This window comes from Streptococcus sp. HMSC074F05, assembly GCF_001808725.1.
GTDB lineage: Bacteria > Bacillota > Bacilli > Lactobacillales > Streptococcaceae > Streptococcus > Streptococcus parasanguinis_I.
This window is the reverse complement of the sequence record NZ_KV794411.1, coordinates 1-24950: the sequence shown is the minus strand read 5'-3', so window position 1 is coordinate 24950 and position 24950 is coordinate 1. Positions and strand designations below refer to the sequence as shown.

The 24950-nt window shown below is 43.3% G+C and carries 30 protein-coding genes and 10 tRNA genes; 7 read left to right on the top strand and 33 right to left on the bottom strand.

Annotation, left to right across the window (positions count from 1 at the left end; translation table 11 throughout):
- Positions 1-182 precede the first annotated feature (182 nt).
- Entirely contained in the window at positions 183-1175 is a 993-nt protein-coding gene (gene asnA / locus HMPREF2685_RS03865; RefSeq protein WP_003005888.1) for an aspartate--ammonia ligase, read from the bottom strand.
- Between the two features lie 160 nt (positions 1176-1335).
- Between asnA and HMPREF2685_RS03860 the strand changes: the two genes are divergently transcribed.
- From HMPREF2685_RS03860 to HMPREF2685_RS03845, 4 genes are read left to right on the top strand one after another with little or no spacing between them, the layout of a single operon-like run.
- Complete coding sequence (locus tag HMPREF2685_RS03860; RefSeq protein WP_037607780.1) at positions 1336-2013, top strand: helix-turn-helix domain-containing protein; 678 nt, start codon at positions 1336-1338, stop codon at positions 2011-2013.
- Between the two features lie 2 nt (positions 2014-2015).
- Positions 2016-3428, top strand: a complete 1413-nt coding sequence (locus HMPREF2685_RS03855) for a Y-family DNA polymerase (RefSeq protein WP_070465377.1) — start codon at positions 2016-2018, stop codon at positions 3426-3428.
- Positions 3425-3796, top strand: a complete 372-nt coding sequence (locus tag HMPREF2685_RS03850; protein ID WP_070465372.1) for a hypothetical protein — start codon at positions 3425-3427, stop codon at positions 3794-3796. The genes HMPREF2685_RS03855 and HMPREF2685_RS03850 overlap by 4 nt, the downstream gene beginning before the upstream one ends.
- Positions 3777-4103 (top strand): DUF5960 family protein, encoded by a 327-nt coding sequence (locus HMPREF2685_RS03845; protein ID WP_003005875.1) that lies wholly within the window; start codon positions 3777-3779, stop codon positions 4101-4103. Before HMPREF2685_RS03850 ends, HMPREF2685_RS03845 begins: the two co-directional genes overlap by 20 nt.
- 52 nt (positions 4104-4155) lie before the next feature.
- On the opposite strand, the gene HMPREF2685_RS03840 is transcribed toward HMPREF2685_RS03845, so the two are convergent.
- The 13 genes from HMPREF2685_RS03840 to HMPREF2685_RS03780 form a co-directional block, all read right to left on the bottom strand.
- On the bottom strand, positions 4156-4872 hold the full coding sequence (locus tag HMPREF2685_RS03840) for a YebC/PmpR family DNA-binding transcriptional regulator (RefSeq protein WP_003005873.1): 717 nt from the start codon (positions 4870-4872) through the stop codon (positions 4156-4158).
- Positions 4873-5046: 174 nt separating this feature from the next.
- Positions 5047-5301, bottom strand: coding sequence for a Txe/YoeB family addiction module toxin (locus HMPREF2685_RS03835; RefSeq protein WP_049486093.1), 255 nt, complete (start codon positions 5299-5301; stop codon positions 5047-5049).
- Positions 5302-5304: 3 nt separating this feature from the next.
- Entirely contained in the window at positions 5305-5559 is a 255-nt protein-coding gene (locus HMPREF2685_RS03830; protein ID WP_186821437.1) for a type II toxin-antitoxin system Phd/YefM family antitoxin, read from the bottom strand.
- 371 nt (positions 5560-5930) lie between these two features.
- Complete coding sequence (locus HMPREF2685_RS03825) at positions 5931-7034, bottom strand: nucleotidyltransferase (protein ID WP_070465368.1); 1104 nt, start codon at positions 7032-7034, stop codon at positions 5931-5933.
- A 6-nt stretch (positions 7035-7040) separates the two neighbouring features.
- Positions 7041-7781, bottom strand: coding sequence for a class I SAM-dependent DNA methyltransferase (locus HMPREF2685_RS03820; protein WP_282184847.1), 741 nt, complete (start codon positions 7779-7781; stop codon positions 7041-7043).
- A gap of 322 nt (positions 7782-8103) precedes the next feature.
- Positions 8104-8457, bottom strand: coding sequence for a ribosome silencing factor (gene rsfS / locus HMPREF2685_RS03815; protein ID WP_049472980.1), 354 nt, complete (start codon positions 8455-8457; stop codon positions 8104-8106).
- Between the two features lie 14 nt (positions 8458-8471).
- Positions 8472-8972 (bottom strand): cysteine hydrolase family protein, encoded by a 501-nt coding sequence (locus tag HMPREF2685_RS03810; protein WP_049485519.1) that lies wholly within the window; start codon positions 8970-8972, stop codon positions 8472-8474.
- Positions 8973-9569 carry a bis(5'-nucleosyl)-tetraphosphatase (symmetrical) YqeK gene (gene yqeK, locus HMPREF2685_RS03805; protein WP_049485518.1) on the bottom strand — a complete coding sequence of 199 codons (597 nt, stop codon included), beginning with the start codon at positions 9567-9569 and terminating at the stop codon, positions 8973-8975. It abuts the gene before it with no gap.
- Positions 9566-10198: a nicotinate-nucleotide adenylyltransferase gene (locus tag HMPREF2685_RS03800; RefSeq protein WP_003012335.1), complete on the bottom strand. Its 633-nt coding sequence runs from the start codon at positions 10196-10198 to the stop codon at positions 9566-9568. Before HMPREF2685_RS03800 ends, yqeK begins: the two co-directional genes overlap by 4 nt.
- 21 nt (positions 10199-10219) lie before the next feature.
- Complete coding sequence (gene yhbY, locus HMPREF2685_RS03795) at positions 10220-10531, bottom strand: ribosome assembly RNA-binding protein YhbY (RefSeq protein WP_003005853.1); 312 nt, start codon at positions 10529-10531, stop codon at positions 10220-10222.
- A gap of 219 nt (positions 10532-10750) precedes the next feature.
- Positions 10751-11857, bottom strand: coding sequence for a ribosome biogenesis GTPase YqeH (gene yqeH / locus HMPREF2685_RS03790; RefSeq protein ID WP_031575855.1), 1107 nt, complete (start codon positions 11855-11857; stop codon positions 10751-10753).
- Between the two features lie 2 nt (positions 11858-11859).
- Complete coding sequence (locus HMPREF2685_RS03785) at positions 11860-12387, bottom strand: YqeG family HAD IIIA-type phosphatase (RefSeq protein ID WP_049485516.1); 528 nt, start codon at positions 12385-12387, stop codon at positions 11860-11862.
- Positions 12388-12580: 193 nt separating this feature from the next.
- Positions 12581-13258, bottom strand: a complete 678-nt coding sequence (locus HMPREF2685_RS03780) for a hypothetical protein (protein WP_229100906.1) — start codon at positions 13256-13258, stop codon at positions 12581-12583.
- 150 nt (positions 13259-13408) lie between these two features.
- Between HMPREF2685_RS03780 and HMPREF2685_RS03775 the strand changes: the two genes are divergently transcribed.
- Positions 13409-14029 (top strand): TVP38/TMEM64 family protein, encoded by a 621-nt coding sequence (locus HMPREF2685_RS03775; RefSeq protein ID WP_049485515.1) that lies wholly within the window; start codon positions 13409-13411, stop codon positions 14027-14029.
- Positions 14030-14101: 72 nt separating this feature from the next.
- Here the strand turns inward: HMPREF2685_RS03775 and HMPREF2685_RS03770 are convergent, their stop codons facing one another.
- The 9 genes from HMPREF2685_RS03770 to rlmD all read right to left on the bottom strand — a co-directional run bounded on the left by HMPREF2685_RS03770 (position 14102) and on the right by rlmD (position 22380).
- Positions 14102-16753 carry a valine--tRNA ligase gene (locus HMPREF2685_RS03770; RefSeq protein ID WP_070465362.1) on the bottom strand — a complete coding sequence of 884 codons (2652 nt, stop codon included), beginning with the start codon at positions 16751-16753 and terminating at the stop codon, positions 14102-14104.
- Positions 16754-16782: 29 nt separating this feature from the next.
- The gene (locus HMPREF2685_RS03765) at positions 16783-17340 is read right to left on the bottom strand and encodes a GNAT family N-acetyltransferase (RefSeq protein ID WP_070465359.1); all 558 of its coding nucleotides are present in this window, start codon (positions 17338-17340) and stop codon (positions 16783-16785) included.
- Positions 17327-17905: a flavin reductase family protein gene (locus HMPREF2685_RS03760; protein WP_070465355.1), complete on the bottom strand. Its 579-nt coding sequence runs from the start codon at positions 17903-17905 to the stop codon at positions 17327-17329. The genes HMPREF2685_RS03765 and HMPREF2685_RS03760 overlap by 14 nt, the downstream gene beginning before the upstream one ends.
- 290 nt (positions 17906-18195) lie before the next feature.
- Complete coding sequence (locus HMPREF2685_RS03755) at positions 18196-18543, bottom strand: helix-hairpin-helix domain-containing protein (RefSeq protein ID WP_003011968.1); 348 nt, start codon at positions 18541-18543, stop codon at positions 18196-18198.
- A 180-nt stretch (positions 18544-18723) separates the two neighbouring features.
- Entirely contained in the window at positions 18724-18978 is a 255-nt protein-coding gene (locus HMPREF2685_RS03750) for a DUF1912 family protein (RefSeq protein ID WP_061591232.1), read from the bottom strand.
- A 2-nt stretch (positions 18979-18980) separates the two neighbouring features.
- A complete protein-coding gene (locus HMPREF2685_RS03745) occupies positions 18981-20327 on the bottom strand; it encodes a DUF438 domain-containing protein (protein ID WP_070465352.1) in 1347 nt (448 codons plus the stop codon).
- Entirely contained in the window at positions 20324-20560 is a 237-nt protein-coding gene (locus tag HMPREF2685_RS03740; RefSeq protein WP_003014300.1) for a DUF1858 domain-containing protein, read from the bottom strand. Before HMPREF2685_RS03740 ends, HMPREF2685_RS03745 begins: the two co-directional genes overlap by 4 nt.
- A gap of 13 nt (positions 20561-20573) precedes the next feature.
- Positions 20574-21017: a cytidine deaminase family protein gene (locus tag HMPREF2685_RS03735; protein ID WP_070465349.1), complete on the bottom strand. Its 444-nt coding sequence runs from the start codon at positions 21015-21017 to the stop codon at positions 20574-20576.
- A 10-nt stretch (positions 21018-21027) separates the two neighbouring features.
- Entirely contained in the window at positions 21028-22380 is a 1353-nt protein-coding gene (gene rlmD, locus HMPREF2685_RS03730) for a 23S rRNA (uracil(1939)-C(5))-methyltransferase RlmD (protein ID WP_070450249.1), read from the bottom strand.
- A gap of 37 nt (positions 22381-22417) precedes the next feature.
- On the opposite strand from rlmD, the gene recX reads away from it, so the two are divergent.
- Both recX and HMPREF2685_RS03720 read left to right on the top strand, forming a co-directional pair.
- The gene (gene recX / locus HMPREF2685_RS03725) at positions 22418-23200 is read left to right on the top strand and encodes a recombination regulator RecX (protein ID WP_070450246.1); all 783 of its coding nucleotides are present in this window, start codon (positions 22418-22420) and stop codon (positions 23198-23200) included.
- Between the two features lie 95 nt (positions 23201-23295).
- Positions 23296-23829, top strand: coding sequence for a nucleoside tri-diphosphate phosphatase (locus HMPREF2685_RS03720; protein WP_003005798.1), 534 nt, complete (start codon positions 23296-23298; stop codon positions 23827-23829).
- A 97-nt stretch (positions 23830-23926) separates the two neighbouring features.
- On the opposite strand, the gene HMPREF2685_RS03715 is transcribed toward HMPREF2685_RS03720, so the two are convergent.
- From HMPREF2685_RS03715 to HMPREF2685_RS03670, 10 genes are all read right to left on the bottom strand, one after another.
- Positions 23927-24000 (bottom strand) — tRNA-Pro (locus tag HMPREF2685_RS03715).
- A gap of 19 nt (positions 24001-24019) precedes the next feature.
- Positions 24020-24093 (bottom strand) — tRNA-Arg (locus HMPREF2685_RS03710).
- 36 nt (positions 24094-24129) lie between these two features.
- Positions 24130-24203: transfer RNA gene (locus HMPREF2685_RS03705), tRNA-Arg, on the bottom strand.
- Between the two features lie 19 nt (positions 24204-24222).
- A tRNA-Leu gene (locus HMPREF2685_RS03700) sits at positions 24223-24308 on the bottom strand.
- Between the two features lie 7 nt (positions 24309-24315).
- A tRNA-Gly gene (locus tag HMPREF2685_RS03695) sits at positions 24316-24387 on the bottom strand.
- A 23-nt stretch (positions 24388-24410) separates the two neighbouring features.
- A tRNA-Thr gene (locus HMPREF2685_RS03690) sits at positions 24411-24483 on the bottom strand.
- A gap of 17 nt (positions 24484-24500) precedes the next feature.
- Positions 24501-24582, bottom strand: a tRNA-Leu gene (locus HMPREF2685_RS03685).
- Between the two features lie 6 nt (positions 24583-24588).
- Positions 24589-24661: transfer RNA gene (locus HMPREF2685_RS03680), tRNA-Lys, on the bottom strand.
- Between the two features lie 24 nt (positions 24662-24685).
- Positions 24686-24758, bottom strand: a tRNA-Asp gene (locus HMPREF2685_RS03675).
- Between the two features lie 2 nt (positions 24759-24760).
- Positions 24761-24833, bottom strand: a tRNA-Val gene (locus tag HMPREF2685_RS03670).
- Between the last annotated feature and the right edge of the window lie 117 nt (positions 24834-24950).

Genomic DNA, 24950 nt, shown 5'->3' with positions numbered 1-24950 from the left:
GGCTGGGACAAAAGTCCTAGCCTCTCAATTATTTTTGGATTGTTGAGCAAGACGCAGTGGTTGAGTGGGCTCTACTACGCTGATTTCATCAGCTTTTACAGCCCTACTCAACTGTGCGGAGGTGGGACGACGAAATCGAATTCTAACGAATTACCGATTTCTGTCCCACTCTCTTTCTTTCCTTATAGGATATTTTCATATTCATCGCGGACAGATTGCGGCCAGACACTAGTTTGGACTTCACCGATATGTTTCTTACGAAGCAAGAACATGGCCAAACGAGATTGCCCGATTCCTCCACCAATTGTGAGTGGGAAGAGACCATTTAACAAAGCCTTGTGCCACTCTAATTGGAGACGATCCTCGTCCCCTGTGATCGCAACTTGACGGCGAAGCGTATCTTCATCGACACGGATCCCCATTGAAGACAGCTCAAAGGCTGAACCTAGAACGTCATTCCAGACGAGGATATCACCATTCAAGCCCTTGTAGCCATTTTCAGACTCTGTTGTCCAGTCATCGTAGTCAGGTGCACGTCCATCGTGTGGTTTGCCATCTGCAAGCTCTCCACCAATCCCGATCAAGAAAACGGCTCCGAATTCTTTGGCAATGGCATTTTCACGCTCTTTTGGAGTTAAATCTGGATAGCGTTCCACCAATTCTTCTGTGTGAACGAAGGTAATTTGTTTTGGAAGAACTGACTCAATATCATAGCGCGCTTCTACTGCTAGTTCTGTTAAACGAATCGCCTTGTAGATTTTTTCAACCGTTTCTTTGAGGTAGGCGATATTGCGTTGACCATTTGGGATGACTTTTTCCCAGTCCCATTGGTCTACATAAACAGAGTGGATAGCGTCTAGCGAATCTTCATCTGGACGAAGAGCCTTCATATGGACAAAGAGACCTTCTCCTTCGCCAAAACCAAAACGTGCCAAAGTATGGCGTTTCCACTTTGCGAGTGAATGCACGACTTCATAAGTCTCATCAGGAATTTGAAGGACCTTTACAGATACCGGGTGTTCAATCCCAGAAAGGTTATCCTGCATCCCGTCTCCGACCTTGCTCAAAATTGGCCCTTGGACTTCAATGATGTCCAATTTATCTTTTAAATATTGTGTAAACGTCGTTTTAACAAACGAAATTTCTTTTTGTTGGTGTATAAAACTTTTTTTCATATAATCCCTCGTTGATAGAAGTTGTAAAACTGATTATACTCTTTTTTCACTCAAAATCCAAGTCTTTCCATCCCCTTATAACGGAATTTTTTTCTTGCAAAAGGATTTTATTTTTGATAAACTATATGTAACCTTTAAAACGTTACACAGGAGAAGCGACATGTTTGATGCAAAAAAACTAAAAGAAAGACGCCTGGAAAAAGGCTTGACCCAAGCAGATGTCTACGAGGATCTCAAGATTTCTCGTAAGACTTACTCCAGTTGGGAGAATGGCTTGGCGGAGCCACACGAAAAAAATCTCAGGAGGTTGGCCAAGCGCCTCTCCGTTAAAGAGGACTACTTTATTAACAAAGACTCCGCACTCTACACCTACCCTTTATTAACCCCACCTCATCAAAAGAAAGTCGACCAGTTGGCCAGCCAGTTATTCGAACAGCAGCAAAAAGTTGTTTCCTTGACAGCTTATAAGGTTCTTTCGGTTGAGCTTGCAGCTGGTTTGGGACACACCTTTTATGACAACGAAACGGACTATGAAACTGTCTATTTTGACCAAGAGATCCAGCACGATTTCGCTTCTTGGGTATCAGGTGATTCGATGGAACCTCTCTATCCCAACGGCTCTGTTGCCCTCATGAAGCAGACTGGCTTTGACTATGATGGGGCTGTCTACGCCCTCATCTGGAATGGAAAAACCTACATCAAGAAAGTCTATCGGGAAGCGGAAGGATTGCGCTTAGAATCCATCAACCCTGACTATGATGATTTATTTGCTCCCTATGAAGACGAGCCCAAAATCGTCGGCATTGTGGTCGGGCATTTTCTCCCACTTGAGGTGTAAATATGCTATTTGATTATTCACGTGAGCCTCATTCTGATATTGCTTTTGTGGATATGAAAAGTTTTTATGCCAGTTGTGAATGTGTCCGTTTGGGGCTCAATCCCTTGACGACTTCTCTTTGCGTCATGAGTCGGAGCGACAATTCTGCTGGCCTGATTTTGGCGAGCTCTCCCGTTTTCAAACAAGTCTTTGGCAAGAAAAATGTCAGCCGTAGCTACGACCTACCTTTTGACCTCAAAACCAGGAAATTTAATAGCTACGCCGCCAAAAAACAAGGATTGCCTACAGATCCAGCCTTTATTGCATCCATTGAATCCTGGGCCAAGAGGACCCTGATTGTACCTCCTCGGATGAATGCCTATATTCAGGTCAATATGGAGATTCAAAAAGTCTTTCAGGAATTTGCGGCACCAGATGATATTTTTCCTTACTCGATTGACGAAGGCTTTATCGATCTGACTTCTTCCTTAAATTATTTTATTCCAGATCCCTCCCTCTCTCGAAAGGAAAAACTGGATCTCCTTTCTGCCAGAATCCAAAAAAGGATCTGGCAGGAAACTGGAATCTACTCTACCATCGGCCTCAGCAACGCCAATCCCCTTCTTGCCAAGCTGGCCTTGGACAATGAAGCCAAGCATTGCCGAAATATGCGCTCCAATTGGTCTTATGAAGATGTAGAAAGTAAGGTCTGGAAACTGCCCCAGCTCACTGATTTTTGGGGCATTGGACGTCGCACTGAAAAACGATTGCAAAAGATCGGGATCACGTCGATTGCTGAACTGGCCCAGGCTCACCCAGATCTCTTAAAGAAAGAATTCGGAGTCATGGGTCTGCAACTTTGGTTCCATGCTCATGGTATTGATGAAAGCAATGTCCACAAGCCTTATCGTCCGAAATCACGAGGCATTGGCAACTCTCAAATCTTGCCCTATGACTACCATCTACAAGCCGACATTGAACTGGTGTTTCGGGAGATGGCTGAACAGGTGGCTATTCGCTTGCGACGGAAAAAAAAGAAGACCCAGCTGGTCTCCATTCATGCCTCCTACTCCAAAATCGAGGGACTTCCGTCCATTCACTGCCAGCAAAAGATTGAGCCCACCCAATCCACCAAGGTTTTATCCGATACGGTTCTGCGACTCTTTCGCTCCAAGTACGAAGGAGGAGCCATTCGGCAGATTGGTGTTTTTTATGGAGAACTTGTAGAGGAGTCTCTTCAACTCTTTTCTCTCTTTGATGACCCAGTAGCCTTGGAAAAAGAGGAGAAACTCCAGCAGACCATTGACCGCATTCGGGACCAATTTGGCTTTACCTCTCTTCAGAAAGGCTCCTCATTACTAGAAAACTCACGCGCCATTGCACGCAGTAAACTAACAGGCGGACATTCCGTAGGAGGCTTAGATGGATTAACATGATCGACCGTTCTTATCTCCCTTATCAATCCGCCCGAGAATTTCAAGATCGTGGCATGGCCAAATGGGCTGGCTTCTTTTTATCCGAGCACACAACTGCCCTGCATACAAAAGAAATTGACCGCAGTCAGCTCACAATTCTTCCACTTGCTGAACAGATCCGGCTCCTGGAGCAGGCCTTTCAACAACAAACGACGATCTCGATCACGACTTTAGAGGGGAATCAATTTGCAACCTACACAGGTTTGATTCACACCTTATCTGCTTCTGAGCTTCTTCTCAAAAGCGATGGCCACTACTACCGTCTCCTCGTAGACTCTATCATTTTTATTGAATCTGAGGAAACAGCCTATGAAACCTATTCAGACTAAACACGAATTACAATTTGATTATTTTTCGGAGAATTACCACCAATTTGAGATGGACTTTTACAAGTGGGCCGCTACTTCTACGCCACTCGTCTTTTTAGAAGACGATATTCTCCACTCTATGGCAGCAGGTCAGCGAAACTACTTTCGTCTTCACCATACTAAAAGTCGAGATCATCGAGACCATTATTTCTATTTTAAGGTTTCCACACTCTCCCAATCACCCCTGACCCGTATTTACGCTTATACAGGACATCACTTACAAAAGATAGATCCTCATCAGACAGAGAAAAAGGATAGCTTGATCTAAGAAGCTATCCTTTTTCTTGATTTATGGGATTCACTACAGTTCTTACGAGTGATTAGAATCCATCTACGTTTGTGTAGATTTTTTGTACGTCTTCGTCATCTTCAAGAACGCTGTAAAGTTTTTCAAATGTTTCCAAATCTTCACCTGACAACTCAACTTCTGATTGAGGAATCATTTCCAATTCTGTTACTTGGAATTCTTCGACACCTGATTCACGCAAAGCAACGATCGCTTTGTGAAGATCAGTTGGTGCAGTGTAGACTGTGATCGTTCCTTCTTCAGCTTCGACATCATCTACATCCACATCTGCTTCAAGCAAAAGCTCAAAGATGGCATCGGCATCATCACCAGCAAAGACGATAACACCTTTGTTGTCAAAGAGGTAAGATACAGAACCGGAAGCTCCCATGTTCCCACCGTTTTTACCAAAAGCAGCACGGACATTGGCAGCTGTACGGTTAACGTTTGACGTCAAGGTATCAACGATCAACATCGAACCATTTGGTCCAAATCCTTCGTAACGTCCTTCTGTAAAGGTTTCGTCAGTGTTTCCTTTTGCCTTATCGATCGCTTTATCAATCACGTGTTTTGGCACTTGCGCTTGTTTAGCACGGTCAATAACGAATCTCAAAGCAGTATTTAGTTCTGGATCTGGTTCACCCTTTTTAGCAGCTACATAGATCTCCACACCAAATTTGGCATATACTTTTGAGTTGGCACCATCTTTGGCAGTTTTCTTGGCAACAATATTGGCCCATTTACGTCCCATGAGGATTCTCCTTAAATTTTTTCAAATTATTTTCAATCTTTAACATTATATCACAAATCATCGAAGTTAGACTAGATTTTTCTATTTTTAGCAACGGGATTTTATAGGAATTTTCTTCGAATTGGAAACTTTAAAGAGCTATTCTAACTATCAAAAAGATCCTCTTTTAAAGACTTAATAATGATCTTTAAAAGAGAGGAAAGCGACACCTGACTCATCTATCATATAAATCAGGCGATTCTCTGCATCAATCCGCCTTGACCATGCTCCTTGAAAGTCATATTTCAAGGGCTCAGGCTTACCAATCCCTGCAAATGGATCCCTCTGGATCTCTTTGATAAGGGTATTGATTCGCTTTAGTGTTTTTTTGTCCTGACTTTGCCAGTAACAATAATCCTTCCAGGCATCTTCTGTAAACTTGAGTAACATCTGTTACCCCTCAATCTCATGGAGTTGAACCTGACCAGCTCGGACTTCTGCCATGCCACGCAGGACCTTATCTGACAACTCCTTGTTCTGAGCTAGTCTCAGGGTTTCTTGTAGGCTATCCCACTCGCTCTTAGAGATGACCACAATATCTTCGTCTGGATTCTTATTTACGACCGTCAAAGTCTCAAACTCATCATTCACCTTCTTCATATAATCCTTCAAATGATTGCGGAATGTTGAATAAACGACTGCTTCCATGACCATACCTCATTCTACCTCTTTTCTATTATTATACATGAAAAAGAAGAACTTGTCAGGAACTTGTACAAGTTTTTCCCTCTCTACCTAATTATTCGTAAAAAATTTTAAATTTGGTAAAAAAAAAAAGATGAGTCTGGGACAAAAGTCCTAGCCTCTTAATTGTTTTTGGTTTGTCGAGCAAGACGCAGTGGTTGAGTGGGCTCTACTACGCTGATTTCATCAGCTTTTACAGCCCTACTCAACTGTGCGGAGGTGGGACGACGAAATCGAATTCTAACGAATTATCGATTTCTGTCCCACTCTCAAACACTGTTTCCGCGCATCATCACTTTCTTGCCTTACGTGAATGTGGACAGAGAAAATTTACGTCAGACTGTTGATTCTTCCACCCTCACTGGCACCCGACCCCAGATCTGCTCTGGCAATTGGGGATGGCCTAGTTGATACACCTGATCGGCTTGCTGGGTCAAACTGTCCCAAGGTTCCTTACCGATTCGGGTCACCAAGTCCACTTGACCTTTTAGTGATTTGAGGTGAGCTTGTCCCTTTGCGGAAAATCCTAAGACATGAATGGCATCGGGAAGAGATTGATCCATCGCCCCTACCAAGATGTAGGTCAAGATGCGGCGCACACGCGCCTTGGTATAGCGCTTGGTTGCGACTTTCTCCACCAGGTCTTCCACAGAACTAGCACTTCGAACCGCATCCTTTATCCGATTGGCCAGTTCCTCATTGACCTGAAAAATCTGTGTCAAATCCGGACGGGTTAGGATTTGATAACGGAGCAGTTGGTCATAATTCTCCCAAGATACCTGTGGAGCCGACTGAAAGAGTTGGCTATTGGGCATGAATCTAGCAACAAAGTCCTGATCTTCCTTGTGTAGGCGTAGACTAGTCGCAGAAGCATAGGCCACTTCTTTTTCTTCTGAATGGTAGACCGCACCCTGGCGCTGGACGGGCTTAAGCGCAATCCCCTTCCCAGCACAAGCCTTGGCATAAGCCAGCCCTAGAATATGATTGGGAGTATCTCCTGTGAACTCCACTCCAGCAAAGGTTTCCCACATTTTTTGGGTCTTTTGTGGATAAGATAAATCGTCTGGAAGACTTCGCAAGAAACCTTCCATTTCCGCTCCTTTCTCCGAATAAATAGTCGCAATCGCTTGGTAATCCAAGACTTCTTCTGTCCCAAAAATCAATTGGTCAATTCCTAGACGGGACAAGATTTCTACCGCTCCCTTGGCAAAATGATCAGCCGACTGAACAGCCACAAGAAAGGGGAGCTCGACCACCAGATCCGCTCCATTTTCCAAAGCCATCTGCGCGCGAATCCACTTGTCTACAATGGCAGGCTCGCCACGTTGAACAAAATTTCCGGACATGGCCACAATCTTCAGCCCGTCTGCCTGTTTCAACAGGTACTTGTGACCATTGTGAAAGGGATTAAATTCTGCAATAATACCTATAACTGTCATGCTGTCCTACTTCTGTGCTACAAAAAACCATCGTTTGCTGGTCTTTGTTGGCGCTTTGTCTTCAAAGTCTGCATACAATTTGAAAGATTTAAAGCCAGCCTGCTCCAATAAAATGTCATAGGTTAAAACTTCATAGGTGCGTTCCTCATGAACTTCATCGTGGCGACTAAAGCTGCCATCCTCTTCTTGGACAAAGAAGGTCAGCTCATGGACGATCGAGTGAGGGGCCGCGTCCTCGTAAGTATCCCAGAGCATGGCAAAGTCTTCTGCGTTTTCGTGGTAAGAATAGCCTGGGAAGACCTCATCTGTCTGATAGGTCGAATGGACATCAAAGATAAAGACTCCGTCCTCATTGAGGGCATTATACACTTCTTCAAAGACATCCCCTACTTCTACCTCGTCCTGCATATAGCAGATAGAATCCGAGTAGCAGGTCACGAAATCATAAGTGCCTGCTTGCGACAGGTCCAGCATATTGCCCTCGATAAAATCAATCTTCTGCTTGGCTGAAGCAGCTCTTTTTTCAGCAATTTTCAGCATGTCAGCACTCAGGTCTAACCCCGTCACATCAAATCCAGCTTGAGAAAAGCGAACAGACTGAATCCCTGTCCCACAAGCCAATTCCAGTAATTTTTTCCGATCCTTGCTTTTAGGGAGATGCCGGAGAGAAAAATCCGTCCACAAATCATACAGACTGTCATCCATGACCGCATCATAGACCGCCGCAAAGGTTTCATAAGTCGCCATATTCATGATACCAAGTCCGCCCGTAATCCGATAGAAAATTAGGAGCACGATGATGGAGCTAAGCTCCAAGGAGTGCTATCTATTTTCCGAGGATTACAGGACGGGTTCAAATCCTTTCTAAGATACAAAGAGCGTTAAAAGCAAAGAGAAAACTGGAAACTTTCTGCCGTATCGTCAGATACAAAGGAAGTTTATCTTTTTCTCACAGCTTTTAGCTCGTGTTCGGTTAACAAATTAACTAAACACGAGGCCCCATCCTTTCTTTCCATAGAATTTCAATTTAACCAACAAAACTCAGTTGCTACCAACTGAGTTTACCTGCTTATGCTAGGGCTGCTGAAAGATCGACAGCACTTGCTTCGTGCCATAGCTTTTCTAGGTTATAGTGGGCACGCATTTCTTCTGAGAAGACATGGACCACCACACCACCTAAGTCAAGAAGGACCCAACCTCCAGCTGAATCACCTTCGACGTGGCTGGCATTCCCACCAGCTTCAATGACCTTCTCGCGAATATTTTCAGCAATAGCCTCCAATTGGCGGCTGTTCATAGAACTTGCGATGACAAAGTAGTCTGTCACGCTGGTCAAGCTTTGAACATCCAAAGCCACAATGTCTTCTGCACGCTTTTCATCGGCTGCTTTGACAACTAGTTCAAGTAGTTCTTTTTCTTTCATGTAATCCTCTTTCCTTAAAAAATTGATTTGTAATCTAAGACATCCGCAAAACGTTCTGCCCAAATATTTTCATAAAATTCATTAAGCGTTTCTGCCGGAATATCCTCTCCATCAAAGGTTGTGACAACTCCTTCTGGAATGACCAGCTTGTAGCCGTATTCAAACCCTACTTTGACGGATGTATCGACACAATATTCTGTCTGCATACCACACAGGACCAGTTGTTCAATCCCTTGTTGATCCAAGTATTCTTTTAATCCTGTCTCTTTAAATATGCTATTGTAACGCTTCTGAAACACCTTCTCATCTGCCTGCCTCTTCAACAGGGGCGATAATTGCCAATCTTCCGAAGTTAAAGCCTCTGGCGTTTCAATATGCTGCATGTAGATAATTTCAACCTGATGTTTTCTAGCCTGTTCTTGTAAATAAGCAATCTTCTCTAAGAGCTTTTCTGTCTCAAAACCTGTTTCCACTAAGATATTTTGTACGTCAATAATGATAAAAGCTGTCTTCACTCACTGCTCCTCTTTCAAATACTTCACAAAGGCATTATAGGTTTCAAGGGTTTGGGGATAAATGGGCAATTCTTGGTGGGCCAGGTGTTCGACTGTGCGAGCCGTCTCATAAGCCACGGCACGATCCAAGGAAACTTGGGCGATATCACGTGCTTGATCTACTCCCGGAAAGGCCCGGTTGTGCTCAATATAATCGGCCACATAGACAATCTTGTCTAAGGTTGACATCTGTCCACTCCCCACGGTGTGAATCTCAATACTGCGAAGAATGGCTGGATCTGTCAGTCCGAGGTCTTCTTTGATCTTATAAATCCCGACCATCCCATGCCAGACATTGTTGCCCCAGTTTTTTAACGCTGGATCTAGCTCATAGCGATCAATCAAGTCCAGAAATTCCTGATCTGATAATTTCTTGGCGTAGTCATGTAAGAGACCTGCTAGGCCAGCCTGCTCTTCGTCAGCCCCATAGCGTTTGGCCAAGTCACGCGCAGCCTTCTCAACCCCTAAACAGTGGGTTAGTCGCTTTTCTGGCAGGATTTGACGCATTTTTTCAAGCAAGACCTCACGAGAAAAGCCTAGATAGTTTTCATAGGTCATTGATACAATCCTTCTTTCTTGATATAGTCCAAGACTGGTTTTGGCAACATAAAATTCGGCGTCCGACCCTTGGCTACAAAATCACGTACCATACTAGAGGAGATGTCCATTAGAGGAACATCCACCCAGATCACCGGATAAGAAGTCCCTGCCTTATAGCGTGGTCGCTGTACTCCGACAAATTGCACAATCTCCACCAATTCATCAATGCGGTGCCATTTTGGTAAATAATCCACCATATCTGCACCAATGATGAAGTAATAATCTGTGTCTGGATCCCGTTCATTAAGCAAGAGCATGGTGTCGTAGGTATAGGAAATCCCTTTCCGCTCGAGTTCAATCGTCTCGATCTCCAGACCTTCAATGCCTTCAATGGCTAATTCCAGCATCTTAAGGCGATGGTGCTCTGCAATCGTCCCCTTGGCATCGACATGCGGTGGCTCATATTCAGGCATCAAGAGCACCTTATCTAACCCTAATTGTTGGCGCACTTGATCCGCAACGACCAAATGGGCATTGTGGACCGGATTGAAATTTCCACCCAAAATACCAACTTGTTTGCGTTTCTTGTCTTTGATCTCTGGCTCTAACTCTACCTTGGTAAAGGGAGTCAATAGTTCAATTGCCATAGGTTTGCTCTCCTCGATGTCTTAAATTTCTTTTACCTTCGCCGAAATTTTACGATTTTCTTTTTTGCTCGATTGTTTGAACAAGATGAGAATCCGACCAATCTTTTGGACCGTTTCCACACCGATTTCTTCTTCCAAGATTTCTGCTACTTCATGGATATTCTCATCCGTATTTTGAAGAAGTGTCACCTTGATGAGTTCACGCGCATCTAGCGCTTGGCGCACACTGGTTTTGATTTGGTCATTGAGCCCATTCTTCCCGATTTGGATAATGGGCTTGAGGCTGTGGGCTTGGCTGTTGAGGAAAGCCCGTTGTTTGGATGTTAATGTCATATTTTTTTCATTGTTTCTTTTTTGATACTTTTCTGATGTGGTGGCGGTCGTCAGCGACCTCCTAACGGAGTTCCATGACTTAAATTTGAGCCTAAAGTCTCAAATTTTCCGCGCCTAAGTAGTAAAATATCTACTTAGGCTTTCACCACAGCGAAAAGTATCCTTTCTAGGCTCGTTGCACTCGCCCAGTCTACAAAGAAACTATTTCCTTTCAAATTTTTAAATAATAGCTTTACGGGTAACGACGGCGACGCCTTCTGGTGCCCAGACGGCTACTTTGGCTTCTCCATTGACGCGGATCCATCCCAGGCCTGAGATGACCAGGTCTGTCTTGTCCTTGATGGTAAACTCATGGGAAATCAAGGGTGGGAATTCTTCTTTTTCCTTGCTATTAGGTGGAGTTAGTAAGCCACCAACATGCTTGTCATAAAAGGCGGTCGCGCCCTCTAGCTTGGTTCGATGAAGCTTGAGTTCGTTGTCAAAGAAGGCGGTGAAACCTTGCTTTTCTCCCTTGATAAAGTCAAATCGTCCCAAGCCACCCAAGAAAAGGGTTTGCTCTGGATTGAGCTGATAAGTTTTAGGCTTGATTTCCTTTTTAGGGCTGACATACTTGAGATTTTTTGCTGTCAAGTAGTGGGCCATCTGGTGGCGATGGATAATCCCTGGTGTATCGTAGATGTAGGATCCATCGTCCAGTGGAATTTCGATCTTGTCCAGTGTCGTTCCTGGGAAGCGAGAAGTCGTGATGATATCCTTATCCCCTGTGATTTCTTGGATGATTGCATTGATGAGGGTCGATTTCCCAACGTTGGTCACACCCACCACATAGACGTCACGGCCCTTACGGTACTGTTCAATCTTTTCCATCAAGTCCTTGATCGCACTCTTGTTTTGGGCAGAGGTGAGGACCACATCGACAGGACGCATGCCTTCTTCGTGGGCCCGCTCCATCAACCAATGGGTCACCTTGCTATCCTTGACAGACTTAGGCAAGATGTCTTTTTTGTTTCCGACCAAGAGGACATCATTTCCTGCTACAAAGCGTGGTAGACCAGGGATAACGGATCCATTAAAATCAAAAATATCCACTACATTGACCACGAGAGCATCACTATCGCCTACTTCGTGAAGGAGCTTTAGGAAATCATCATCTGTCAGATGCACATCTGTGATTTCATTATAGTGACGCAGACGGAAACAGCGTTGGCAATAGACTTCGCCTGTTTCCAAGCCCTTTTCAAGAGCTGATTGGGGAGTATAGCCTAGCCCCTCTTTGTTTTCTGTCTGAATGGGGGCTCCACAGCCAATACAGAATAATTCTTCCATTCTTAAATTCCTTTTTTGTATTCAATCGGACCATATTTCTCGGCCATTTGCTTCATAACACGGCGTTCACGCGCCCGGTTGATCTGGGTCTTGATGGAGTCATGCTCAACCAAAGGTTTGACCAAAATCGAACGAATACCTGCACGATGGGCAGCCCGGATATCCGTCATCAGTTGATCCCCGACCATGACCACTTCATTTTTCTCATAGTGGAAACGTTTGAGAGCCCGATCAATCCCAAAAGTAAAGGGCTTGAGCGACCAAGCTTCATAGTCAATATCAAATTTCTCAACCGCGCGCTTGACCCGTTTGGGACTATTATTGGACACCACGATAACCCGAATCCCCCCATCACGAAGGTCATGCAACCATTGGCGCATCTCGGGAGTCCCATCCGGATTGTTCCAAGCAATCAAGGTATTATCCAAATCCACAAGGACCGCCTTGATACCTTGTTTTTTCAAGTCTGCAACGGTGAGATCATAGGCTGCTTCCACCGCAAAATCTGGTTTGTAATTTTCGATTGACACGTTTTTCTCCAAACATTCGTATTCTCCCCATTATAGCATAAAATGGGGGTTTTCGCACGGATGACTTGATCTTAGAGGAGAGAGCTACTCCTAAACTAATGGAGAAGGTTTCCGTTACTTTTTAAACAAAAAAACTTTCCAAAATGGAAAGTTCTGATATTAGAGTGGAGAGCAGTTTTATTCACAAGCTGTACTATTCTCCATTCTTTTCTTTTCGTAATGTTGATTCATGAAGTTTTTGAAGCGTCAGTATTATTCCATCAGCACCTTCTCTTTCACCTCTTTTAATATGAAGAACCTTAGAGAATTTCTTAAAATCTTTTTCAGAATCACCAGGAGCAAGGCGGATATCCACAGATTGCCACTCACCATTTTTCTCTTTAAAACCCACTAAAGCCACAACAAAATTATTTCCCACGGTCTGTCCAACTGCAAGATGATTCGCTAAGTTTCCAAACAATCCATCATAAAATATCGGATTAGGTACCGCAAATAAAATAATATCTTTTCTCTTTAGATCCCCATCTATACTAGCGATTGGGACTTCGTCCACATTTTCCAATACAGGCAAAACTGTATCAGATTTTAAAGAAGCAATACGTAAGGAATCGTTGTAAGGTGAATTTGGATTCATAATTTTATCGTAGCTGTATACATACTCCGTAGCCATACAAAGAAAGAACAAGAAAAAAGGCATACCTACAAGCGCCAAAACAAGTTTTTTTCTTCTTACCAATTTTTGAAATGAGGTATAAATAGGGTAAATTGATAAAACTAGTAAAATTGTAAAAAATATACCAAATACCTTCTCAACATTACTAAAAGCTATTTCCCATAATTTCTGGTGGTATAAGTTTATATATTCTTCCACTACATCCTCCCCTATTACCTATGATATTTATTGTAGCTTCCAATTACATCATTATACCATCTTTTATGACTTTCAGCACTTTCATCACCAGGGCTTACAAATAGACTAAAAAATGGTATAGTAGAAGAAAAAAAAATACATGGAAGAGTTATGATAACAAAAGAAAAAAAAATGAGGGAGGTCTCACCTCTCCTCCAAAAAATCATTAATTGGTCCTCCATCATTGGGGCCCTGGCAACCCTTGCTTTCTGTATCTGGGCCTACTTTGCTGGCATTCTTCAATCCAAGGAGACCTTGTCGGCTTTTATTCTTCAAGCAGGTATCTTTGGCCCCCCTCTCTTTATCTTTCTTCAAATCCTCCAGACAGTGGTGCCTATTATCCCTGGTGCTCTGACGTCTGTCGCTGGGGTCTTTATCTATGGCCACATCATTGGGACCATCTACAACTACATCGGCATCGTCATTGGCTGTTCCATCATCTTCCACCTCGCGCGAATGTACGGGCCTAAGTTTGTCCAGTCTATGGTCAGCCAGAAGACTTACGACAAGTATATTAACTGGCTCAACGAAGGCAAACGGTTTGATCGTTTCTTCATCTTCATGATGATCTGGCCTATCAGTCCAGCGGACTTTCTCTGCATGCTAGCTGGATTGACCAATATGACCTTTAAGCGCTATATGACCATTATTATTCTCTGTAAACCGATTACTCTGGTCATCTACACTTATGGTCTCACCTATATCATCGATTATTTCTGGAAAATGGTCTAAAAATAGGTTACTTAAACTTTTTCTCTTACAGAATCATACAAAAAAACACGGCATACCGCCGTGTTTCTGTGTTTATTTCACGAGTTTCTTCATCTCATCAATACGCGCAACGGTTGCGTCGTATTTCGCTTGGTAGTCGGCTTGTTTGTCGCGTTCTTTTTGGACGACTTCTGGTTTGGCATTGGCTACGAAGCGTTCGTTGCTAAGTTTCTTACCAACCATGTCGAGTTCTTTTTGCCATTTAGCCAATTCTTTTTCAAGACGGGCCAATTCTTCTTCGACATTGAGAAGGTCAGCGAGTGGCAAGTAGATTTCTGCGCCTGTGATGATGCTTGACATAACCAAGTCAGGTACTTCGACATCTGCTGCAATTTCCAAGTGTTCTGGGTTTGTGAAGCGTTTGATGTAGTTGACATTATCATTGAAGAAGGCATCAAGCTTGCTGTCGCTTGTCTTAATCAAGATAGTGATTGGTTTGCTTGGTGCTACGTTCACTTCTGCACGTGAGTTACGTACTGAGCGAATCACATCTTTAAGCGCTTCAACGCCGGCTGCTGCTTCTTCGTTTTCAAACTCTGGACGAACCACTGGGTATTCCGCAGTCACGATCGTTCCTTCAGAGATTTGACCATAGATTTCTTCGGTTACGAATGGCATGATTGGGTGAAGGAGTCGCAAAATTTGATCCAAGGTGTAAAGAAGAACAGATCGAGTGATAACTTTTTCTTCCTCATTGTCGCTATAAAGCACTTCCTTAGTCAACTCAACATACCAGTCTGCAAACTCATCCCAGATGAAGTTGTAGAGGATGTGACCAGCCACACCGAATTCAAACTTATCAAAGTTTTCAGTGACTTTTCCAATCGTTTCGTTAAGGTTATGGAGAATCCAGCGGTCTGTCACGTTACCTGCTTGACCAGCAGCCACTTTAGCCACATTTTCACGCGCCACATCCAGGGTCAAACCTTCATTGTTCATGAGGATGTAACGAGAGATGTTCCAAATCTTGTTAATGAAGTTCCAAGACGCATCCATTTTCTCATAAGAGAAACGTACGTCTTGCCCTGGTGCAGAACCGTTTGAAAGGAACCAACGAAGGGCATCGGCACCGTATTTCTCGATAACATCCATTGGGTCAATCCCGTTACCGAGTGACTTAGACATCTTACGCCCTTGCTCATCACGAATGAGACCATGAATCAGAACGTTTTGGAATGGCTGACGACCAGTGAATTCCAAAGATTGGAAGATCATACGAGACACCCAGAAGAAGATGATGTCGTAACCTGTTACCAAGGTTGAAGTTGGGAAGTAACGTTTGAAGTCTTCTGAGTCGACATCAGGCCAGCCCATAGTTGAGAATGGCCAAAGGGCTGAACTAAACCACGTATCCAAGACATCTTCGTCTTGTTTCCATCCGTCTCCTTCTGGCGCTTCTTCGCCAACGTACATTTCACCCTCAGCATTGTACCAAGCTGGGATTTGGTGACCCCACCAGAGCTGACGAGAGATCACCCAGTCGTGGACATTTTCCATCCATTGAAGGAAGGTATCGTTGAAACGAGGTGGGTAAAATTCAACCTTATCATCTGTGTCTTGGTTGGCAATGGCATTTTTCGCCAATTGATCCATCTTCACAAACCATTGTGTAGACAAACGTGGCTCAACCATCACCCCTGTACGCTCTGAGTGACCAACTGAATGGGTCATCTTCTCAATCTTAACAAGGGCACCAATTTCTTCTAACTTCTTGATAACAGCCTTACGAGCTTCAAAGCGGTCCATGCCATTGAATTCACCAGCTAATTCATTCATAGTACCATCATCGTTCATGACGTTCACTTGCGGAAGATTATGACGTTGACCAACTAAGAAGTCATTAGGGTCATGGGCAGGAGTGATCTTCACCACACCAGTACCAAACTCAGGGTCTGCGTGTTCGTCCCCTACGATTGGGATTGGCTTGTTCAAGATTGGCAAGATAACATTTTGACCAATCAAGTCTTTATAACGATCATCATTTGGGTTAACCGCTACGGCTGTATCCCCAAACATGGTTTCAGGACGTGTTGTTGCTACTTCAAGGGCACGTGAACCGTCTTCCAACATGTAGTTCATGTGGTAGAAGGCACCTTCCACATCCTTGTGAATAACCTCGATATCAGAAAGGGCTGTACGGGCTTTCGGATCCCAGTTGATGATAAATTCACCACGGTAGATCCAGCCCTTCTTGTAAAGCTCTACAAAGACCTTACGAACCGCTTTTGACAACCCTTCATCAAGGGTGAAACGCTCACGAGAGTAGTCTACAGAGAGCCCCATCTTACCCCATTGTTGCTTGATAGTCGTCGCATATTCGTCTTTCCATTCCCAAACTTTTTCAAGGAATTTTTCACGACCCAGGTCATAACGAGAGATGCCGTCCTCAGCCAAACGTGCTTCAACTTTGGCTTGAGTAGCAATCCCAGCATGGTCCATACCAGGAAGCCAAAGCGTGTCAAAACCTTGCATGCGTTTTTGACGGATGATGATATCTTGCAAAGTTGTATCCCAAGCGTGACCAAGGTGGAGTTTCCCAGTTACGTTTGGTGGTGGAATAACGATTGAATAAGGTTTAGCCTTTTTATCGCCTGAAGGCTTGAAAACATCTTCGTCAAGCCATTTTTGGTAACGACCAGCCTCAACCTCGGCTGGATTGTATTTAGGTGAAAGTTCTTTAGACATGTGTGTGTCCTTTCTAGTTATTTCTATTTTTAATGTTGATCTTGAGTCTCCCACTCACTCTTCAGCAAGCCGTATCTCAAATCATCACAGCGGTTGCCTTGAGCATCTTTGCGGTCTCTTATGCGAGCTTCGAGGGTAAACGCGACTCGTTGACTTTGAAGGTTGTATCCAAAGCAGACCAGTTCTATCTTGTGAAGCCCCAATTCTTTAAAGCCTAAGTCAATCAAAGCACGTGCCGCTTCGGGTACATAGCCTCGGCCCCAATAGTCTGGGTGCAAGGTATAGCCAATCTCCAGTACATCGTCTTCGTAGCGACGGGGAAAATCGACTGAGCCTATGATTTTATCGGTCCCTTTGATTACAATGCCGTAACCAGCTGGGAGATTGTCCTTTTCATTGCGCTCGGGAAGGATATGTTCTAGGTAATAAATCTCATCTTCCAAGGTCTTGACAGGTGGAAAACCTGCTGGGTAAGAGACTTCTGGACGACTAGCATAGTCAAAGATATCTTCAACATCCGCCACTGTTCGGACTCGTAAGACCAGTCGATCCGTTTCGATTTTATCTGGCAACTCAGCTCTTGTCATTCTTCTTCCTCGCTTTCTTCATAAAGCTCCCCATGGGATCGACTCGGTCATCTAGATAACGATAAACACGCTGGTGCCCGTCCCCCATAAAGTAAGTTGGCGCAAAGCGGTCATTTTTAAAATGCCCCTTGTCATCTAAGAGCTCTGGATCAGCCAGTCGCTCGAGAATCTTGGCAAAAATATGACAGATGCCATCTTCCTCGATAATCCGATCTACCTGGCAATCCAAAACGACTGGACAAGCTTCTAAAATCGGAGCCTGAGTCCGTTCAGAAATCTCGTAGTCTAGCCCTAGGTGTTCCAACTTCTCCCGATGGCTGATAAACCCAGCCTGCTCCATCTCAAGCATAAAGTTTTCATCAGGGATGTTGACAGTGAACTGTTGATAATGCTTAATCTGGTCAGCCGCATTTTCCTCACTACCAACCCCGATGACCAGCCAATCTCCCAGGCTATAAGAGGAACTGCAGGTCGTGATATTGTGCCCAAAGTTCTTGTCCTGATACCCCAAGATGAAAATCGGAAAACCGTAGTAGAGTTTGCTGGTTTTAAAAGATTGTTTCATGACAAGCTCCTTTAGCTAGCGGGATAAAATAAAAATCGTCCCTGTCATTAATCTGACAGGGACGAATGTATTAATCCGCGGTACCACCCAATTTCGGGCAGATGCCCGCATCTCTCGTCTTTAAAACAAAAAGACTATTTAATATTTCATTTTCATCCATTAGCAACCAGTTTTGACACATTTGTGGACTTCTCAGCACCGCCACTTTCTGTAAAATGTGGGACTCAAAACACCTCTAATAGGTTCATTTTAGCAAGTTTTCCTGGAAATAGCAAGAAATCAGAAAACGATTATTTAAATTTAACGCCTAGTTCTTTCAATTTCTTGATTGTAGCTGGACCGATTCCTTTCAAAGCAAGGAGTTCTTTTTCTGTCCAGTTTGCGAAGTCCGCAACAGAGCGAATACCTTCATCATAGAATGTTTGCGCACGATCAAGTGCCACACCTTCCAAACTTGCAGCAAATTCTTCCACTGAAGAAGCTGCTTGTTTCACTTCTTTCGCCACTGCTTTTGTAGCTTTCTCAACCTTTTTAGGTGCTTCTTTCACAGCTGCAGTTACAGTTGCGACAGCTTTTTTCAAAAGATGTCTATTTTGATGTTTGTATTGTTTCGCACGGTTTACGTTCTTCTTTGCCATTTTTCCTCCTAAATTCAGTGATCAATTCCTAAGGCAACAAGGTTTCATCACTATCATTCCATTCAAAAATCCGTTGATGTCATTTCAACTTTTTTATTGTATCACAATCCCCTAAAAAATCAAGTCATTGCTCAATTTTCAGGTAAATCTAGCTAGTTAAACGCCTTCAATAAGGTATTTTTAATATTTTCTTTCACCAAAGAGGCCATCTGGTAAATCATGAAATCCTTTTCCAGCATGGAAATTTTCAAACTTCCCTTGCAAGAACTGATAAGCATCCAAACGGCTTTCATAGCGAATCATGGCGATTTTAGCTCGCTCATCCTGGTCTTCATCAAAAACCTTCTTACTCTCTTCGAGAGCCATTTCATTGATCATGACTTGAGTCTTGATCCACTCCTCAAACTCCTTCATAAACTCTATTTCGTAACTCATCTTTACTCCATTCCTCTATAAAAATCCGTATCGATCTCTCGATAAGGTTGAATGTCCTGAACATATTCCAAGACACCTTGAAACTCTCCAGCTTCATCACGCACTGCTGCATAGGTGACATGGACAAATTTCCCACGCGATTCTGATTTGAACCACATTTCATACTTGTCCTTTTTCCCTTCACGAAGCCCCTTCATAATCGCTTTGACCTTCTCCAAATATTTCGGTGGGTGACACAGCTCAACATTGCGTCCTACCTGCGATGGCGTCCTCTTAAAAATCATTTCCTCAAAAGGCGCAGCATCATTGTAATATTGGAAAATATCATCCTTATTGACAAAGATGATCTCCATTGGTAACTGGTTCAAGATTAAATTCGCTTGCTCCACCGATAAAAATCCATGGCCAAAAGCTTGTGGTTGCTTGCGGTCGAAGCTCTCTTCTTTTTTCTTAGGCGTGAAGGTAATCGTCAACTGCCCCTCAGGAGTCTCAATGACCTGACGGTGCTCATCTCCATTTGAAGAAGAAAGCGATTCAGTTGAACCTTCTGACTCTTCAGACGCTTCCTCTTTGAAGTCAACGCGTTTTGGCACCCACTTTTCACTCGGAAGGATAATGGCATAACCATAAGCATCACTTTCTTCTGCAATGGAGAGCCAGTCATCCTGGGTAAAGGACTCCAGCAAAATCATCAAGAGGATCGACTCTTCCTTGAAGATCATACCCTCAAACTCTTGCGCAAAGGCTTCAAAGAGCTCCTTGACTTCAGAAATACTAGAATCCGGTAATTTTTTGGCCGCATCCAAAGCTTTCGCAAAGAGTTCTCGAATCTGGTCATCCACTCCCCACATCACTTTTGGTGGGGAATCATGCCCATATTTTTCCATAATCGGAAACATCAACTCTTCCTTACGACGGTAATGCCGGTCAAATTGACCCACTAAGCCCAGCTGACGTAACAAGCCCTTATGAATCTCCTGAATCATCTCAGGATCCTCAGTCGTCTCATAATTGTCTAGCAAGCGGCGTACCCGCATCATAGCCGCACGAAGAGCTAAGTTCTCCTGTTTAAAGATTTGAACAGGATGACCTGGATGGTCAGTATCTGCAACTTCGACCCCTTGAACCGCATTCTTAAAGAGATTGGCATGGACATCACAAAGCTCCATAACATCTTCAAAAGTGACCCCTGCATCGGAGTTCATCAGTTCATGCTCCATAAGAGAGATCTCAATCGCAGAAACCCCTGCAAAGGTCGCATCAAACCGTTCCTGAACCGACTCAGGAGAGGCTCCATGATGAAGCTCTAATAAGATATCTCTTAAGACGTGAATTCGTTCATCACTCATTGGTCTAGCCCCACTACTTCATAGCCGTTAGCCTCTAGGGTTCGCACAATCTTCTCCATAGGGGTACCTTCTAATTTTGATCCTTGTTTCAAGGAAACCTTGCGCCCAACTGTATTGCGCATGATCGGATTGGCTAAGGGTTTAAAGCCCAACTCCACCAACAAATCCAATACTTCCGGATGTTGATCAATGACTTGAGCAACTGGAATCGATACATCAATAACATTGTCCATTTATTTATTTCCTCTACTCATTCCCTTTATTCTCTCTCTGACGAGCCCGTTCTTCGCCCCACCAAAGAGGCATCAGCTCTCCTAAAGTAATGGTCTTACGACTTTCATAATCCACCATAAACTCTAGATGATGATTCTCTGCATCTAGCTCAAGGAGAAATTCACGACAGGCCCCACAAGGCATCCCTGAGCCTTCTCCATAAGGAGGCTTGTCTCGAAAAGCAATAATGCGCTTGACCTTGGTCTGTCCTGATTGTTGATACATGTTGAAGAGTGCCGCTCGTTCGGCACATAAATGAAAGACGCCACAGGTTCCTTCCATACAAAAGCCCGTAAAAATCTGACCATCTGCGGCCTCAACAGCAGCAACCACATGTCGAGCATAGACAAAATCTGAAACCTCTTGAGGCGCATAGAGAGCTTTCGCCTCATGATAAAGTTTTTCCCAAATATCCATTCTTCTACTTTCACTTCTTCACTAATTTCACAACTGCTTCCGTCCTTGCGGTATGGGGAAACATATCTACTGATTGAATGTATTCAACCTGATAAACCTTCGTCAAAGCCACTAGATCCCTTGCCAAAGTAGAGACATTACAAGAGACATAGACCATCTTTTCAGGTGCATAGTGCAACAAGGTCTCTATTAATTTTGTCCCCAAGCCCGTACGAGGTGGATCCACAATCACAGCATTAGCCCGATAGCCTTCTTGGTACCAGCGAGGAATGATCTCTTCTGCTGTACCAGCCTCATAGTGGGTATTCTCAAATCCCATCCGTTTAGCATTGTATTTGGCATCTTCAATTGCTTCAGGAATAATATCCATCCCCCGAACACTTTTCACTCTATTAGCAAAAGCAAACCCAATCGTTCCAACACCACAGTAGGCATCAATCAGGTTATCCTCTGGAGAAACATCTAGAGCCTTGACAGCCTCACTATACAATACTTCAGTTTGTTCCGGATTCAACTGGTAAAAGGCTCGAGGAGACAGGGAGAATTCATAATCCAAAACACCTTCCAAAATGGCATCTTCTCCCCAAATAATCTGCGTTTGTTCCCCATAAATTTCACTGGATCGAGACGTATTTTTGTTAACAGCAACTGTGACAATCTCTGGGTGTTTCGTGACCAAGTCTTGCACCAAATTGTTTACATTAATCTGACGACTAGTAACCACAATGATCTGAACCTGCCCAGACTTCCGAGCCCGTCGAACCATCATGGTTCTGACACCCAGTTCTTTACGCTCATCAGCAATCGGAATCTGATAATAGGTCAATAAATCCGTTAGATCGTTGGCGATAGCTTGAATATCCGGGTCTTGAACCAAACAATCCTTTAATTCCACCAAATAATGTGAATTTTGGGCATAGAGGCCCGCCTTCACCTGGCCCTTGAATTTCCTAGTTTGAAATTGCAATTTTGCCCGATAGTAAAGCGGCTCCTGCATTCCAATTGTCGGCCGAATATCATACTGTTCAAATCCTTCAGGTGAGAACTTCTTCAAGGCCTGTTGTAATAAATCTGTCTTAAACTCCAGCTGCTTATCATACTTCAAATGCATGATTTGACAGCCACCACAGGTCTCATAGATATCACACATGGGCGTCACACGAAACTTAGACGCCTTGTTCACAGATAGGAGTTTGGCTTCCGCAAAATTTTTCTTAACACTTGTAATTTGACAGAAGATATCTTCTCCCTTCAAAGCGCCTGGCACAAAGACAAGTGTTTTTTTATAAAAGCCAATCCCTTCTCCGTTAATTCCCATTCGTTTAATTTTCAAAGGAATTTTTTGTTTTACTTTAACGTTCATATCCCTATCTTAACACATTTTTCGGTATAATAAAAACATGAAAATTACAAAACTAGAAAAGAAAAAAAGACTCTACCTCCTGGAATTAGACAATGATCAAAAACTTTATATTACAGAAGACACCATCGTCAAATATTTTCTTTCTAAAGATAAAGAAATCAGTGAAGAGGAACTAAAAGAAATCCAAGAGTTTGCTCAATACTCCTATGGTAAAAACCTGGCCCTTTACCATCTTTCTTTTAAAGCTCGAACAACAAAAGAAGTCCGAGACTACCTGACAAAATATGAGATTGATAGTGGCATTATTGATAAAGTGGTCCAACAGCTAAAAGAAGACAAGTGGTTAGATGATCGTCAATATGCAAGAAACCTGATAGAGGCCAACCTTCTCAGTGGCGATAAGGGCCCTCTCTTATTACAACAAAAAATTCAACAAAAAGGGATCCCAAAATCTATCCTTCAAGAAATTCTTGCAGTCTATGATTTTTCAGAAGTGATCGACCGTACCGCAATAAAACTCCTAAAAAAATACCAAGGAAAATATCCGTTAAAAGCCATTGAAACGAAAATCATCCAGGCACTCATTTCAAAAGGTTTTGCTTACAATCAAGCAAAGATAGCATTCCAAAATCTCGAGCTCGAAACAGATGAAGAAACAACCAATGAGCTCATTCTAAAAGAGTTAGAAAAACAATACCGTAAATACAGTAAAAAATATGAAGGCTATGAACTCAAACAACGCTTGACTCAGGCACTAGCCAGAAAAGGCTACGATTATAGTGATATAACGTCAGCCATTAGAGAATACTTAGATTCATAAACCAAATTGAAAATTAAATAGAAAAATAAGAAAAAATTTGAAAAAATATGATACAATATAGAGGATATACTTAGATTGTAGAAAGTTGGTAAGTTATGAAACTACCTAAAGAAGGCGACTTTATTACAATTCAAAGTTATAAACATGATGGCAGTTTACACCGTACATGGCGTGACACCATGGTATTAAAGATAACCGAAAATGCAATTATTGGAGTAAATGATCATACACTTGTGACTGAAAGTGATGGTAGACGTTGGATCACACGTGAACCAGCGATCGTTTATTTCCATAAAAAATATTGGTTTAACATCATCGCCATGATCCGTGACAATGGTGTGTCTTACTACTGTAACCTAGCAAGTCCTTTTCACATTGACCAAGAAGCCTTAAAATATATCGACTATGATCTCGATGTCAAGGTCTTTACCAATGGTGAAAAAAAATTGTTAGATGTTGAAGAATACGAGCAGCATAAAGAAAAAATGCACTATTCAGATGACATCGACTTTATTTTAAAGGAAAATGTTAAGGTTCTAGTAGATTGGATAAACCAAAACAAAGGTCCTTTTTCTGAGGAATATATCAAAATTTGGTATAACCGTTATGTTGAACTGCGAAATAAATAAAGTTGAAAAGAGCGAAAGCTCTTTTTTCTTATAAATTAATAAAAAAATAACTACAAAAAAAGTCTAATGTCAACCATTAGACTTTTTCGATACACTATCGGGAAGACAGGATTCGAACCTGCGACACCTTGGTCCCAAACCAAGTACTCTACCAAGCTGAGCTACTTCCCGATCTAAAGCTACCGCTTTATGCACCCTAGAGGAGTCGAACCTCTAACCGCCTGATTCGTAGTCAGGTACTCTATCCAGTTGAGCTAAGGGTGCTCGTTCCTATTCAATTATTACATAGCCTTGCGACCATGCACCCTAGAGGAGTCGAACCTCTAACCGCCTGATTCGTAGTCAGGTACTCTATCCAGTTGAGCTAAGGGTGCTTCTTTCAACCTTTGTCTATGCCGAGGACCGGAATCGAACCGGTACGATCGTTACCAATCGCAGGATTTTAAGTCCTGTGCGTCTGCCAGTTCCGCCACCCCGGCCTCCTCAAGCGAACGACGGGATTCGAACCCGCGACCCCCACCTTGGCAAGGTGGTGTTCTACCACTGAACTACGTTCGCATTGCTTTCTTTATATAAAAAAATGCCGGCTACATGACTTGAACACGCGACCCTCTGATTACAAATCAGATGCTCTACCAACTGAGCTAAGCCGGCTCATTATTATTCTCTTATGCGGGTTAAGGGACTTGAACCCCCACGCCGTAAAGCGCCAGATCCTAAATCTGGTGCGTCTGCCAATTCCGCCAAACCCGCAAAATATGACCCGTACTGGGCTCGAACCAGTGACCCATTGATTAAAAGTCAATTGCTCTACCAACTGAGCTAACGAGTCTTAAAATAATTTTCATTATCTTAACGGTCCCGACGGGAATCGAACCCGCGATCTTCGCCGTGACAGGGCGACGTGATAACCGCTACACTACGGGACCTATGGGAGTTAACGGGATCGAACCGCTGACCCTCTGCTTGTAAGGCAGATGCTCTCCCAGCTGAGCTAAACTCCCAAATGGTCGTTTAACTCAGCCAACGGTGAGAAACTACGTTTCTCTTATCCGCCGATTGGAATCTCGAATACCTCTCGATTCCAACTAAGCTAAACTCCCAAATGAGCCTAGTATCTA